At 67.6% G+C, this 12351-nt stretch carries 16 protein-coding genes and 2 tRNA genes; 4 read left to right on the top strand and 14 right to left on the bottom strand.

Annotated elements, in window-relative coordinates:
- Nucleotides 1-54 precede the first annotated feature (54 nt).
- Nucleotides 55-1005 carry a M48 family metallopeptidase gene (locus ACSC1W_RS06600; RefSeq protein WP_435346143.1) on the top strand — a complete coding sequence of 317 codons (951 nt, stop codon included), beginning with the start codon at nt 55-57 and terminating at the stop codon, nt 1003-1005.
- Between the two features lie 26 nt (nt 1006-1031).
- Here ACSC1W_RS06600 and ACSC1W_RS06595 read toward each other — a convergent pair whose 3' ends face one another.
- From ACSC1W_RS06595 to ACSC1W_RS06555, 9 genes are all read right to left on the bottom strand, one after another.
- Nucleotides 1032-1703: an HAD family hydrolase gene (locus tag ACSC1W_RS06595; RefSeq protein ID WP_435346142.1), complete on the bottom strand. Its 672-nt coding sequence runs from the start codon at nt 1701-1703 to the stop codon at nt 1032-1034.
- An 82-nt stretch (nt 1704-1785) separates the two neighbouring features.
- A complete protein-coding gene (locus tag ACSC1W_RS06590) occupies nt 1786-2280 on the bottom strand; it encodes a double winged helix-containing putative transcriptional regulator (protein ID WP_435346141.1) in 495 nt (164 codons plus the stop codon).
- Nucleotides 2277-3209 (bottom strand): methenyltetrahydromethanopterin cyclohydrolase, encoded by a 933-nt coding sequence (gene mch, locus ACSC1W_RS06585; RefSeq protein ID WP_435346140.1) that lies wholly within the window; start codon nt 3207-3209, stop codon nt 2277-2279. Before mch ends, ACSC1W_RS06590 begins: the two co-directional genes overlap by 4 nt.
- A gap of 33 nt (nt 3210-3242) precedes the next feature.
- Nucleotides 3243-3701, bottom strand: coding sequence for a hypothetical protein (locus ACSC1W_RS06580; RefSeq protein ID WP_435346139.1), 459 nt, complete (start codon nt 3699-3701; stop codon nt 3243-3245).
- Between the two features lie 40 nt (nt 3702-3741).
- Nucleotides 3742-4056, bottom strand: a complete 315-nt coding sequence (locus tag ACSC1W_RS06575) for an MTH1187 family thiamine-binding protein (RefSeq protein ID WP_435346138.1) — start codon at nt 4054-4056, stop codon at nt 3742-3744.
- Nucleotides 4053-4505, bottom strand: coding sequence for a universal stress protein (locus ACSC1W_RS06570; protein ID WP_435346137.1), 453 nt, complete (start codon nt 4503-4505; stop codon nt 4053-4055). The genes ACSC1W_RS06575 and ACSC1W_RS06570 overlap by 4 nt, the downstream gene beginning before the upstream one ends.
- 47 nt (nt 4506-4552) lie before the next feature.
- On the bottom strand, nt 4553-4807 hold the full coding sequence (locus ACSC1W_RS06565) for a hypothetical protein (RefSeq protein WP_435346136.1): 255 nt from the start codon (nt 4805-4807) through the stop codon (nt 4553-4555).
- Between the two features lie 45 nt (nt 4808-4852).
- Nucleotides 4853-5503 carry a hypothetical protein gene (locus tag ACSC1W_RS06560; RefSeq protein ID WP_435346135.1) on the bottom strand — a complete coding sequence of 217 codons (651 nt, stop codon included), beginning with the start codon at nt 5501-5503 and terminating at the stop codon, nt 4853-4855.
- A gap of 340 nt (nt 5504-5843) precedes the next feature.
- A tRNA-Gly gene (locus ACSC1W_RS06555) sits at nt 5844-5914 on the bottom strand.
- 513 nt (nt 5915-6427) lie between these two features.
- On the opposite strand from ACSC1W_RS06555, the gene ACSC1W_RS06550 reads away from it, so the two are divergent.
- The gene (locus ACSC1W_RS06550; RefSeq protein ID WP_435346134.1) at nt 6428-6589 is read left to right on the top strand and encodes a hypothetical protein; all 162 of its coding nucleotides are present in this window, start codon (nt 6428-6430) and stop codon (nt 6587-6589) included.
- 30 nt (nt 6590-6619) lie between these two features.
- On the opposite strand, the gene ACSC1W_RS06545 is transcribed toward ACSC1W_RS06550, so the two are convergent.
- The 4 genes from ACSC1W_RS06545 to ACSC1W_RS06530 form a co-directional block, all read right to left on the bottom strand.
- Entirely contained in the window at nt 6620-7237 is a 618-nt protein-coding gene (locus tag ACSC1W_RS06545; RefSeq protein ID WP_435346133.1) for a hypothetical protein, read from the bottom strand.
- Complete coding sequence (locus ACSC1W_RS06540) at nt 7234-7629, bottom strand: hypothetical protein (RefSeq protein ID WP_435346132.1); 396 nt, start codon at nt 7627-7629, stop codon at nt 7234-7236. Before ACSC1W_RS06540 ends, ACSC1W_RS06545 begins: the two co-directional genes overlap by 4 nt.
- Nucleotides 7630-8120: 491 nt before the next feature.
- Nucleotides 8121-8194, bottom strand: a tRNA-Ile gene (locus ACSC1W_RS06535).
- 78 nt (nt 8195-8272) lie between these two features.
- Nucleotides 8273-8830 carry an FxsA family protein gene (locus tag ACSC1W_RS06530; RefSeq protein ID WP_435346131.1) on the bottom strand — a complete coding sequence of 186 codons (558 nt, stop codon included), beginning with the start codon at nt 8828-8830 and terminating at the stop codon, nt 8273-8275.
- 189 nt (nt 8831-9019) lie between these two features.
- Between ACSC1W_RS06530 and ACSC1W_RS06525 the strand changes: the two genes are divergently transcribed.
- Both ACSC1W_RS06525 and ACSC1W_RS06520 read left to right on the top strand, forming a co-directional pair.
- Nucleotides 9020-10684: a DUF255 domain-containing protein gene (locus ACSC1W_RS06525; protein ID WP_435346130.1), complete on the top strand. Its 1665-nt coding sequence runs from the start codon at nt 9020-9022 to the stop codon at nt 10682-10684.
- A 93-nt stretch (nt 10685-10777) separates the two neighbouring features.
- A complete protein-coding gene (locus ACSC1W_RS06520) occupies nt 10778-11581 on the top strand; it encodes a TrmB family transcriptional regulator (RefSeq protein WP_435346129.1) in 804 nt (267 codons plus the stop codon).
- Between the two features lie 60 nt (nt 11582-11641).
- Here ACSC1W_RS06520 and ACSC1W_RS06515 read toward each other — a convergent pair whose 3' ends face one another.
- On the bottom strand, nt 11642-12172 hold the full coding sequence (locus tag ACSC1W_RS06515) for a DoxX family membrane protein (RefSeq protein ID WP_435346128.1): 531 nt from the start codon (nt 12170-12172) through the stop codon (nt 11642-11644).
- Between the last annotated feature and the right edge of the window lie 179 nt (nt 12173-12351).

Genomic DNA, 12351 nt, shown 5'->3' with positions numbered 1-12351 from the left:
GTCGTGCCCTGGCCCGGTAACGGTTCCCTCGACGCGACCGTTCGTCTACACAGGATGCCCGTTCGGTCTCACGTCTCTCGCCTCCTGATGGTGGTCACCGGTCTCGTGCTGGTCGTCCTCTACCTCGCACTCGGTGGGCTGGTCACCGGTGCGCTCGCCCTGCTCTGGGAGCGCCGGCCGAGTCCGGTCCTGTTCTCGGGGGCGCTCCTGGCCTCCTCGCTCGTGTTCGGCTACCTGAGCTACCGCGGCGCCACCGCCCGCATCCTCGCCTCGCTCCACGCGAGCGAACTCCCGCAGGAGCGCGCCCCGCAGCTGTACGCCCGGGTGGACCGCATCGGCGAGGAGATGGGCATCAGGGCCCCGCGACTGCTCGTCGCCCGGATGGCCGCGCCGAACGCGCTGGCGCTCGGCGGGCGCGACGGCGGCGTGGTCGTCCTCGACGCCTCGCTGTTCCGTCTGCTCACGCTCGACCAGCTGGAGACCATCGTGGCCCACGAACTCGCCCACCTCGAGAGCCGCGACAGCCTGATACAGACGCTCGGCTTCAGCGTGGCTCAGACCCTGAGCGGCCTGCTGTTCGTCCTCCTCCTCCCGGTCGGCCTGCTCGTCGCCGGCCTCAGGCGCGCGTTCACGTGGCTCCGGGGGGAGCGCCCCGACCCGTTCACCACGCACCTGCGCCAGACCTACGTCGCGGTGGCCGGCACGGTGGTCGTCGTGACCTTCGCGGCCACGCTCCTGCTCCGTGCGCACTCCCGGCGACGCGAGTTCGCGGCCGACGACCGGGCGGCCGACGTGACCGGCCGTCCCGCCGACCTCGCACGGGCGCTCGCACACATCGAGCGCGCGTCGGACCCGGCCTCCGGGTTGCTCTCGTCCCTCTACATCCACGGCGAGGAGGAGGGCACGCTCACGAGACTGCTCGCGACGCACCCCCCGATGAGCGACCGCATCGACCGCCTGCTCGAACGCGCCGACGACGCCTGGACGCGCATCGAGGTGCAGTAGCCGCGACCCCTTCGGAGACGCCGGGGTCACCGCCACGGCGGTGCGGTCAGTTCCGACAGTTCCTCGACGGTGTACGTCGGCGTGGGGTCAGGCGTCGACCCGTCTGCGAGCCAGACGGACCGGACCCCGGCGGCGTGGGCACCCCGGACGTCCGTCTCCAGCGAGTTCCCGACGTGGACCGCCCGGTCCGGCGTCGTATCCAGGTGGTCCAGCACGTCGTGGAACGGTTCGGGGTCGGGCTTCGCCGGCGCGTCGTAGCCCGCGTGGACGACGTGCTCGAAGTGGTCCTCGAACGGGAGCGCGCTCAGTTTGTCGGCCTGCATCCCCAGTGCGCCGTTGGTCACGATGGCGAGACGATGGTCCGTCGCGAGCGCCTCGACGGCGTCGACTGCACCCGGTAACGGGTCGACGCCGGTCGGGTCGCGCTCCTCGGCGTAGGCGTCGGCGAGCGCGTGACCGTGGGCCGGGTCGAGTCCACGCTCGGAGACGAGGTCGGCGAAGCAGGCGCGACGAAGGTCGTCGATGCCGTCGGCCGCCTCCGAGTAGTCGTCGTACCGCGAGACGTAGTCTGCTGCATCGAAGACCGGGTCGACCCCGGTCCGCTCGAAGGCGACCGACAGCACCTCGCCGATGCTCTGTCGGTAGCGACACAGCGTGTCGTCGAGGTCGAACAGCACCGCGTCGATGGAACCGGTCATACGCTGACTTCGGTCGGCGTCGAGTATAAATCAGGCGACGAGATACGTCGGGAGAGGCAGGCGGACGGGTCGACGTGGGCCCTCACCGGGAGACGGCCCGGTAGCCGCCGTCCGTCTCCTCGGCCAGTCCGAGGCGGACCAGCCAGTCGAGTTCGTGTTCGACCGTCTCGGCCCAGACGTCGACCCAGGTGTTCGGGTTCTTGTGGCGCTCCCACTGGGGGACGTTGTCGCGGTAGCGTTCGAACACCGCGTCGACGGGCAGGGGTTCGTCGGCAGACCGGAGCAGGTCGAGGACGTCGTCGGCCCCGAAGACGCCGTCGAGGAACGCCGTCCGGAGGTACGCCGGGTCGGGGTCACGGCGAACGCGCGTGTAGCCGAGTTCGCCACGCTCGACCAGACCGAGGCCCCTGAGGAACGTGAGCCACGTCGCCGCCTGGTCGCGGGACACGAGGTCGGTCCTGTCGAGCAGGCGTGCACAGCAGTCGTCCTGACTGCCGGGGACGAGCGGGACGGCGCGCTGTGCGACCGCGACGAAGTCGAGCGAGTCGGGTGCGGCCGGGACGTGTTTGACCTTCACAGTCCGAACGCGGAGGTGAGAAGCGCCTCGCTCGTCTCGCCGTACACCTCGGTCGGGCCGCCGACGACGTCGACGGTGACCTTCGCCGGCGCGAACACCCCCTCGTCCACGTCGTAGAAGTCCCAGTCGACCTCGTCGAACAGTTCGTCGAAGGGCTTGCCGTAGGAGTCGGCGGCGGTCGAGGGCACCTCGTCGAACCGGTCGAAGTCCTCCCGGACGGTCAGGTGGACCTGGCCGCCGTAGGCCAGTGCGTCGTTCGTCCGTGCCATCGCCGCCTCCTCGGACTCGGCGACGGGGGCGACTGGGGCGGTCCCCGACGCCGAGACGACGTCCCGGGGGTCGTAGCCGAGTTCGGTCAGACGGAACACCGCCAGTTCGGCGGCCCGTGCCGCGATGCTCACGCTCCCGGCGAGGCTGGCGGTCCGGAACCCGACGAGGAAGACGCTCGACGGCGCAGTCTCGGTCATCTCCGCGACGTGCTCGGCGACGGCCTCACCGGGGAGCGCGTCGGACTCGACGGTGAGGACAGTCAGGTCGAAGGCGTCGTGGTAGCCGACCTGCCGGAACACGTCCTCGGTCCCGACGAGTGCCCGGGCGGGACCGCTCCCGAGTCCCTGGAAGTCCTCGACGCCGACCTCCCACCCGGCCTTCTGCGAGCAGAGCAACGCGAGGTCCGGGTGGTCGGTCACCACGTCGACGTAACGCATCGGCGCACCGCCGACCTCGTCCATCCGGGTCTGGACCGTCGCCATCCCGGCGGTCTGTATCTCGGCGAGCAACGTCCCGGCCTCGATGCCGCCGTCGAAGTCGACGCCGAAGTCGAGGACCGTCGCCTCGTTCTCCAGCTCGTACGCGCCGACGTCGAGCAGTTCCGCGAAGTCGATGGCCTCGTCCACCAGTTCGATGGCCATCCGGTTGAGACTCTCCATGGAACTGGGTTGTTCGGCCCGGGGTAAAGGGTTTCAGTTCTCGTGGCAGTCGTACCGGAGCGATACCGAGTCCAGTTCCTCGTCGTCCGGTCCGAAGGCGGTGATCGAGACGCGACCGGTACCGAGGCCGTCCGCGACGCGCTGTCGGTAGACGGTGACGTCCCCGAGGAACCGGTCGGGGTCGGCCGCCGATTCGTCGCCCGCGTCGACCGGGAGGGTGGCGGTCACCCCCGACTCCGTGTCCACCGTCAGGTACGCGACCGTGTCGAGCGCGTCGCGCGGGAGCGGCACGAGCAGGTCGATACCGCCGTCCTCGACGTCGGTCCCCGCGCCGACGTCGAGCACGTCACCGGTACCCTGGGCGGTCGGACTGGTCGAACAGAACGTCGCGCCGTCGTCGGTGCTCGCACCGCTACCGAGACACCCGGAGAGCGACGTCGCTCCGATGGTCGAGGCGGTACCGAGGAGAGCGAGCAGGCGGCGTCGTCGCATACCGGACGGAAGAGGTCGACTGGAAATAAAACCAGAGTGTTCACTCTTCGTCCGACCGGGCCTCGCGCCCGAGGTGCTCCTCGACGGCGTCGACCTTCGCGTCCGCCGTCGTATCGACGGTACGCTTGTCGTCGATCTTGAGGAACGTCGAGACGCGGTCGCCGTCGACGGCCTCGTGGGCCGCCTGCGCCGCTGCGAACACCGTCGCGGCGTCCTCGGCCTCGATGGTCGTCCCCATCGGCGTCGTCTCCCAGCGTACGTCGAAGTCGTCGAGCGCGGCGACGGCCGCCGCGACCTCCTCGGCCATGCTGTCCTCGACGACCGGCGCGACCGAGAGGAAGGCGACGGTCGTCATCCCTCGTCGTGGAGCTGGACCGTGACCATCCCATCGAAGTTCAACAGGATGCGCTGGGTCAGGTCGCCGAACAGTGCCTTCCCGCTGGGCGACCGTCGCCGCCCCGAGATGAAGACGTGGTCACAATCGTGCTCGTCGGCCACGTCGAGTATCATCCGCTCCTCCCGGCCGACGACGCCGAGGGTCTCGTACTCGACGTCGACGCCGTCGAGCGCCTCGCGGCCGACCTCGCTGGCGATGTGTCTCGCCTCGCGTTCGGCCTCGTCGATTGAGAAGCCACCGGCCGTGGTCTCCAGTCGCGACGCCATCCGCTCCTCGTACTCCTCCTCCGGCAGGACGTGTAGTAGATGCAGTGTCGAACCCGTGCCGGCCGCAATCTCCCCCGCCTCTCGGACGAGTGCTTCGGTCGCTTCGGAGTCGGTTCGGACGACGGCAAGTGCTCGTTGCATGTCCGACACCATTCAGGGGGGAGTTTAAAAATGGTTGCCCGTCCACGTCAGTAGTACGCACGCTCCTCGTCGTCGGCCAGCCACCGCTTCAGCGCCCACTCGACGGTCAGCCCGGCGGCCATCACGGCCGTCGACCCGACGAGGAAGTACAGCGTCACCTCCAGGACCACGTGCACCGGCAGGACGGTCGCCCCGACCGCGACGAGCAGGACCGAGAGCACCGAGAGCGGGACGACCAGCCAGTGGACGAACGTCGACTCCTGCGCGAACGACCACACTGCTCGCAGCCCCACGTCTCTCATACGTTACCGAACGCGCGAACGACAGAAACCCGTTTCGGCGGGCGCTCAGAGTCGGTTCTCGACGGACCGGTACGTCGCCTCGAACGACGTCGGGCCGGCCACGGCGTCGCTCGCCAACTGGAAGACGTTCAGCGTCACGTCCGTCTCAGGGCCCTCGAGGACCACAGCCCACGTGCCCCCGTCCGGCCTGTTCCACGCGCCGTCGTGTTCGGCCAACAGCGTCTCGCCGAAGTAGCTCCCGAGCGCCAGTACCGTCTTCTGTTCGCGCGTCTCTCGCGCCGCCACGTCGTCCAGCACGGCCAGCGACGCCTGGGAGTAGTCCAGTTCCCGGTTCGGGTGGCTCTCGACGAACGCCGCGGCCTGCTCGCCGAACACTGCCCTCCGGTCACGTGTTCGCGCAGGGGCCTCCCGCTCGACCGTCGCGTCCTCGCGTTCCCCTGGCGACGGCTGCTTCACGGCGGCCGTGGTCGCCCCGGCCGCCTGCGTGCCGCCCGACCCCGACCGTGCCGGTTCCACCCCGACGGGCGTCCGTTCGGTCGACTCGACGTCGCCGTCCCCAGTCACTGCCCCGGTCTCGCCTGATTCCGCCGCCGATGCCCCGGCCGTCGTCTCGGCCGCGTTCGCCCGCTCCGGCGCGTCCGTGCTCTCTGTGTCGTCACGACCGAGTAGCCCTGTAAGCCGGTCGATGAATCCCATCTATTTCCCCCACCGAGTCCGGAGGTAAAAACTCGCACCCCGGAGTGAATGTGAAAGCGGTTCCCTCGGCGACATTTTGCGCTGACACGACCGCACCGACGTGCGCAGGTCGACCTGGCCGGAGAACCGTTCGAACGGGCGTGTATCGCCCGGCGAGTGCACCCCGCCGTCGATTCGACGCGGGATGCCGTTCCGCCACGCGGTCGACGGACCGTCTGCGAACTCGGGTCGTGGCCGTCCGTGGCCGGGGTCCATCGTCCCGGGCGAACCGCGTTCCTCGTCTCGCACCGTCGTGTTCGCAGTCGCACAGCGACTGCTCACGGTGGTGCGTCGACAGAAGTGCGCTGGCTGGGATTTGAACCCAGGTTGTGACCATGGCAAGGTCACGTGATACCACTACACTACCAGCGCCGTGTTGCAATTCGACGGACGGGAGCAGGGGGTTAAAAGCCTGCGATATCCGTCGGGGTCTCGGCTCGCACCCTGGGGTGGTCGCTGCCGACCACGTCGGGGGCGTCGTTGCGCTCCGGCAGACCTGTGGTCTACGGGTTGACATGTTCGGACGGGCACCAACTGGTCAGTAAATATGGTGCAATAGTGCTCTATCCACCTATAACGGGTACGAAACCTCAATAAACGTTAATCCATGTCGTGGCTGTACCGTGAGTAACGATGGGTCTACTCGACGTTCTCAGCCGGGTAGGGGGTGGTGGTGTGAGGACCTTGCACGAGTGCCGGGACTGTGGACTGAAGGTCCCTCCCGACGCGCTCGAGTGTCCGGCCTGCGATTCGACCGAGATAGCGCGCTATCGCTTCTAGCGGCCGTCCGTCGGGCGAGTTCAGTCCGGTCGGGACTCGGTCCCCGACGGCTACCCGGTTCCCATCAGTGGCGACCGTGCACCCGCACTGGACGTCGAGGTCGGCGTGGACGACACGGTGGTGCTGTTCCTCGACTGGCCCGACGACGGGACCAGTTTCGACCACATCGAGGCGCTGCTCTCCGTGACCGACGTCGACGACGGGCGACACGGGACAGACGACGAAGCCGACGACGTCGAACCCGGAACTGACGACGGCGTTCCGTGACGGACAGTGCGCTCCGGTCGTCGCCAGGGGTCACTGCCCTCGTTCCGTTTTGAAGTGTTCCAGACCGAGGCGATCGAGAGACGACCGCACCGACTCATGGGTTCGGGTTTCGTCTCGAAGTTCCGAAGCCATCGATTCGTCCAGCTCCCGAAGGATTCGCTCCACCCGGTCGTTGACCTCCGCTAACTCGGTCGTTCGGACACGGGCTTCGAGAGAACCGCTGTCCAATCGTTCGACCTCGAATCCGTCCTGCAGATGGAGGGAGAAGCTCAACAGTGGAACCTGGTTCTGCGAAAGCGACACTCCCGATATCCCCCAGTCGAACTCGACGAACGCGGTATCCGGTCCGACCTTTCCGAGGACACGAACGGTAACCCCGGAATCGGGCAGCCTGTACGTCTTTCTGCTGGTTCTCTCGTGCTCTTTCTGGGAAGCCCGTCGTAAGAGCCCCCCGGTTCGGCCGCCCGACTCCGGTCTCGCCCCCGTGAGGAAGTCGCCCACGACGATTCCCAGAACTGCTCCACCCAGAAAGCCCGAGATTCCAAAATTCAGACCGGCGACCGAAAACCCCAGGGCCGTGATTGCGACTGCTACGATTCGCGAACGCCGCAGGTCGCGTGTCGCCGCCTCGCGAGCGAACCTGCTCATGGGGCCTCTACTCGTTCGAGTACTCGTTCGGTCGTCTTCTCGAGCGCGAGAAGCCTGTAGTAGAACAGCCCTCCCCAGATCAGGAGGAGTCCGACGACCACCAGGAATAACCTCGTCGTGGCAGTCGCTCTGAGGGCGGTTGCAGAAACGCCAGCAGCAGTTACGTCTCCGACCGATACGAAACCGGACCACAGTCGCGGGACGAGTAGATACAGCGATAGCTGGGTGGGGGCCCAGAAGAGCAGAATCCTGGACAGGAGTCCCATGTTGTTCTTGAATTCGATCGCGTCTTCGATTCCTGAAGAGACCCCGTATCGCATCCTGTCGTACGCTGGCAGTAAGTCTGCAAACCGGTCGATATCGCCTCGGGCTTCGTCTTCCCTGTTAGCCATATGTATCGTGTTCCGTTGTCGAGATAGCGTTCCTGTCGTCCGGTTTAACCCACAGCAGTATCCCGGGATTCTCATCGAAACAAGTTAACATTACGTATCGATGGGTGAACGAAGTCCCCCTGCTCGGGGGAACTGAAAGCGGGAAGTGGTGATACCGAGTGGCAGGACCGACCGGCGGCAGGGATTCGAATCCATCCTCACTCGGTGTCGTGTCGTCGCTCTCCATCGAGTTCGGCCCGCGTCTGACGACGAGTTCTGGAGGTGCGTTCGAGGCGCGCAGGCGACGACACCTGGCTGGATGCCGCCGAGGTGACCGCACGGTCGGCGCTCGTGGACGACACACCCCTTCGTCGAGTGCGGCGCGCCGCTGCTGTGACTCGACGATGAACGCACCACGAAAGGTACAGATTGCCGGATGGTCCCGCGTCTCGTCGGTTCGTTCTGGGACCCGTGAAACTATCAGCAAAACCGGGGAAATGGTTTATATCGAGTGGGCCGACTCGGATTTGAACCGAGAACCTCCACCTTATCAGAGTGGCGCTCAACCTGATTGAGCTATCGGCCCGAGGTGTGCGATTTTGAGTTGGCTGGACGGATGTTTAAACGTTTCTTTCTCGCAGAACCGAGACACCGGGTGGCACGCTCACTCGTCGTCGTCGAACTCGATGTCGTAGGCGTCGTCGTCGAGGTCGTACACGTCGTCGTCCGTGCCCCCGGAGCTCGGGCCGGGGCCGAATCCCGCGTCCGCGCTCCCGTCGAAGGGGTCCTGACCCTCGGGGAAGCCGACCGTCCAGACCTTGCCGGAGGCCAGCCCGCCGGTCTGTTCGTCGAGGTACGGCGTGACGACGTACCGCTTCAACGCGGTGCGGATGGGAATCCGGCTGATGGGGACGGTGAGCAGGATGCCCAGTGCGTCCGTAACGAACCCGGGGGTGAGGAGGAACGCCCCGGCGGCGATGAGGAGGCCGCCGTCCATGAGTTCGTTCGTCGGCACCTCGCCGGACGAGAGGCGTCGCTGTATCTTCCGTATCGTACGCCGGCCCTCCGCACGCACGAGGAACATCCCGATGAGCCCGGTGAACACGACGAGCGCGACCGTCTGTATCGCGGTGAGGTACCCGCTGGCCGCGACGTAGACGAGCAAGAGCGCGTCGAGCAGCGGGATGAGTAGCAACAGCCCGATGTACCGGAGCGTTCGCATGCACGGGTGTAGCGCACCACGCCCCAAAGCCCTTTTTCTATCCAGGTGGTCGCGACGCGGATGGCGCCCACCCGAACGGCGCGAACGCCTCGTTCGGGAGTCCAGTCCAGCCACCGAACCTGCTCCAGTCGTCGCCCGTCGACCGCCGCATCGCGGAACCCTTAGGCGCGCGGGGCCGAAGCGTCGTACATGGACGATTCAGCCGCGCGAACGCGCGTCGAGTGGCACGACTGGGGCGAGTCGGCGTTCGACGTCGCCGCCCGGACCGACCGGCCGGTCCTGCTGTCGCTGTCGGCGACGTGGTGCTCGCACTGCCACGAGATGGACCGCGAGACGTACGACGAACCGCGAATCGCGGCGAACGTCAACGACGGGTTCGTCCCCGTCCGCGTCGACGTCGACCGCCACCCGCGGGTGCGCGACCGGTACAACATGGGCGGCTTCCCGTCGACGGTGTTCCTGACGCCCGAGGGCGAGGTGCTGACGGGCGCTGGCTACCTCGGCGTCGACGGGATGCGCCAGGTGCTCGACTCGGTGCGCGAGATGTGGGGCGACCGGGGCGCGTCGGCGGGGCAGGTCCCCCGTGCGCTCCAGGACGCCGACACGCCGGCGGGGGACCTGACGGACGACGTGGAGAGCCAGCTGGTGGGCCAGCTCCGGGGGACGTACGACGAGCGCAACGGTGGCTGGGGAGACGCCGAGAAGTTCCCGCTCCCTCGAACGGTCGAGTTTGCGCTCAAGCGCGAGCGCGAACAGGCCCTGCGGACGCTGAACGCGGTCAGCGCGAACCTGCTCGACGACTACGCGGGCGGGTTCTTCCGGTTCGCGTCGAACCCCGACTGGAGCGACACGCACCACGAGAAACTGCTCGACACGAACGCGACGCTGGTCCGTGCGTTCGCGAACGCGTACCTCTACACCGGACGCGACGAGTACCGCCAGCCGGCGGCCGCCACGGTGGACTACCTGACCGCGACGCTGTGGAACGGCGAGGCCTTCGGCGGGAGCCAGTCCGCCGGCGAGGGCGCGGCGTACTACACCGCCGAACCGAGCGACCGGGAGACCATGGCGGAACCGCCGGTGGACGGGACGGCGTTCGCCGACTGGAACGCGCTCGCCGTCGACGCCCTGGCGACCTACCACGCGTACACGGACGACGACACCGCCCGGCGGTACGCCGAACGGACGCTCTCGTACCTGACCGGCGACCTCGTAGACGACGGCGTCGTCACCCACTACCGGACGGACGACGAGACGGGCGCGTCGGGGCTGCTGGTCGACCAGGCGCGCGTCCTCGCCGCGCTCACGCGGGCGAGGCAGGTGCTCGGACCCGACGCACCCGGGGGCGGAACCGACGTACTGGAGACGGCCCGTGCGGTCGCGGACCACGCCATCGACACGCTCCGCGTCGGCGACTCCTTCGTCGACGGCCCCCGCGAGGGCGCCGGACTGGTCGACCGGCCGCTCCGACCGCTCGACGGCAACGTCGAGTTCGCCGACGCGCTGCTGGACCTCTCGTTGCTGACCGGCGAGGACGGCTACCGCGAGGTCGCCCACGACGCGCTGGCGGCGTTCGCAGGCGCCGCCGACCGTTTCGGCGTGCGCGTCGCCGCCTACGGGAGCGCCGTCTCGCGCCTGCTGCACGACCCGCTCGTCGTCGCCGTCACCGACGAGGCGGGCAGCGACCTCCACCGCGCCGCGCTCCGGATGGCCGACCACGAGAAGGTCGTGATTCCGGCCGCGGAGGGGTACGAGGAGTCCGGTGCGGCGTACGTCGTCCGCGGCGACGAGGTGGCCGACCCGGCGTGGACGCCCGAGGAACTCGGGGAGCGCGTGTCCGAGACGGCGTCCTGAGCGGACGCGACGCCCGTCCGACCACCGCGGGAGACCCGGCGAGCGAAACAACTACCGTTGTGTTTATGGTTCTCCACTGTGACATCGTTTATTATGGCGAGTCTCAGGGACCTCGGTCTGTCCGAGTACGAGGCGAGAGCCTACCGGGCGCTGCTGAACACCGGGCCGACAACGGCAAAGGAGTTGTCTCGGGCCAGCGACGTGCCGATGGGCCGCATCTACGACGTGTTGAACAGCATCGAGCAGTACAACCTCGTCCGGTCGCAGACGGCGAGTCGGCCGAAGAAGTACGTCGCGGTGGAACCGGCGACGGCGCTGGACCGGCTCCTCGACGACAAGAAGCGCGAACTGCAGGAGAAGGCCGAGCAGTACGAGAACATCGTCGAGGAACTGTCCGAAGAACTCGACGCGGCCGAACCCGTCGAGGAGCAGTTCTGGACCGCCGCGGTGGGCCAGGAGGAGACGACCGACCTCCTGCTCGAACGACTCACCGCGGCCGACGAGCGCATCATCATGGTCGCCTCGACGCCGTCACCGCAGTTCGACGTCTCCGAGGTCGGCGACCGGGTCGTCGAGGAACTGGAGGAGGCACTCGAACGCGGCGTCGACGTCGACGTGTTGCTCACGCGGGAGATGGTCGCCTCGCTCTCGGAGGAGGTCGGTCGGCGCTACCGCGAACGCCTCTCCGGCGAATCCGCGTTCCAGGTGCGCACGAGCGAGGACGTGACTGGGACGTTCAACCTCATCGACGACATGGAGTGCGTCATCCAGGTTCCGAACCCGCTCGGGTCCCGCGAGACGTTCGCGATGATCGACCTGAAGGACCCCGAGTTCGCCGCCGAGGTGTACGCCGAGTTCGAACCGACGTGGCGAGACGCCAAGCCCCTCAGCTTCTGACGCCGTATCGGGTCGCTGGCCTCGAAAAACCGCGACGTGAACTGCCCGGTCCCGACCGCGTCAGCCGAGCAGTACCTTGACCCACTGGTTCTTCCGGACGAACTCGTGCCGTTCGAGGTAGGCGTCGAGTCCGAGGATGCGGCCGGCGCCGAACGCCCCGAGACCGAACAGCAAGAGGGCGTACACGACGTGGCTGTCGACGACGAGGCCGTTCGCGAGCGGCAGGCTGGCCGCCCAGTAGAACAGCATGATGACGGCCCCCCAGAACGCGCTCCACCGGACGAAGGCGCCGAGGAGGAGCGCGAGTCCGACGAGGGTGAGCCCCCATGCGTTCAGTGGGTCGACGAGCCACAGGTAGTCCTGGGCCATGGTCGTCCACACGCCCGCGAAGGGGTTCCCCGCGGGGATGGCGTTCGTGAGGAAGCCACCGGCTGACCACCCGGGGTCGAGGACCTTCGTGACGCCCGCGTAGAAGAAGGTCCACCCCAGCACCAGCCGGAGGGTCACCAGCGAGTAGCCGACCCAGTGTTCGGAGTACTCGAACCGGGTTTCCCGCCCGAACAGTTCAGCCTCGAGTTCTCTGGTTTGCATCGTCGGTCACCTCTACACGTGAATATCGGAGGGCTAACCCCTTCAACCGGGGCGGCGATTCCAGCAGACTGAAAACGGGGGACGGAACGCCGACGATGGCTGTGCTGCGTCCGTATCCCGTCAGCGCGACTGGGTCCGCCATCCAAACGGTTTTGCCCGCGGCCGGCGCGCACCCGAAC

The organism is Haloarchaeobius marinus, assembly GCF_051207415.1.
In the GTDB taxonomy this organism is placed as follows: domain Archaea; phylum Halobacteriota; class Halobacteria; order Halobacteriales; family Natrialbaceae; genus Haloarchaeobius.
Note: the sequence above shows the minus strand (reverse complement) of the source record. Positions and strands in the feature narration are given on the sequence as shown.

What these genes read in the sequence shown, in the direction of transcription:
- ACSC1W_RS06600 (WP_435346143.1), top strand. Translation starts at nt 55, where the DNA reads ATGCCCGTTCGGTCTCACGTCTCTCGCCTCCTGATGGTGGTCACCGGT.
- ACSC1W_RS06595 (WP_435346142.1), bottom strand. Translation starts at nt 1,703, where the DNA reads ATGACCGGTTCCATCGACGCGGTGCTGTTCGACCTCGACGACACGCTG.
- mch (WP_435346140.1), bottom strand. Translation starts at nt 3,209, where the DNA reads ATGGAGAGTCTCAACCGGATGGCCATCGAACTGGTGGACGAGGCCATC.
- ACSC1W_RS06580 (WP_435346139.1), bottom strand. Translation starts at nt 3,701, where the DNA reads ATGCGACGACGCCGCCTGCTCGCTCTCCTCGGTACCGCCTCGACCATC.
- ACSC1W_RS06575 (WP_435346138.1), bottom strand. Translation starts at nt 4,056, where the DNA reads ATGACGACCGTCGCCTTCCTCTCGGTCGCGCCGGTCGTCGAGGACAGC.
- ACSC1W_RS06570 (WP_435346137.1), bottom strand. Translation starts at nt 4,505, where the DNA reads ATGCAACGAGCACTTGCCGTCGTCCGAACCGACTCCGAAGCGACCGAA.
- ACSC1W_RS06565 (WP_435346136.1), bottom strand. Translation starts at nt 4,807, where the DNA reads ATGAGAGACGTGGGGCTGCGAGCAGTGTGGTCGTTCGCGCAGGAGTCG.
- ACSC1W_RS06560 (WP_435346135.1), bottom strand. Translation starts at nt 5,503, where the DNA reads ATGGGATTCATCGACCGGCTTACAGGGCTACTCGGTCGTGACGACACA.
- ACSC1W_RS06545 (WP_435346133.1), bottom strand. Translation starts at nt 7,237, where the DNA reads ATGAGCAGGTTCGCTCGCGAGGCGGCGACACGCGACCTGCGGCGTTCG.
- ACSC1W_RS06540 (WP_435346132.1), bottom strand. Translation starts at nt 7,629, where the DNA reads ATGGCTAACAGGGAAGACGAAGCCCGAGGCGATATCGACCGGTTTGCA.
- ACSC1W_RS06530 (WP_435346131.1), bottom strand. Translation starts at nt 8,830, where the DNA reads ATGCGAACGCTCCGGTACATCGGGCTGTTGCTACTCATCCCGCTGCTC.
- ACSC1W_RS06525 (WP_435346130.1), top strand. Translation starts at nt 9,020, where the DNA reads ATGGACGATTCAGCCGCGCGAACGCGCGTCGAGTGGCACGACTGGGGC.
- ACSC1W_RS06520 (WP_435346129.1), top strand. Translation starts at nt 10,778, where the DNA reads ATGGCGAGTCTCAGGGACCTCGGTCTGTCCGAGTACGAGGCGAGAGCC.
- ACSC1W_RS06515 (WP_435346128.1), bottom strand. Translation starts at nt 12,172, where the DNA reads ATGCAAACCAGAGAACTCGAGGCTGAACTGTTCGGGCGGGAAACCCGG.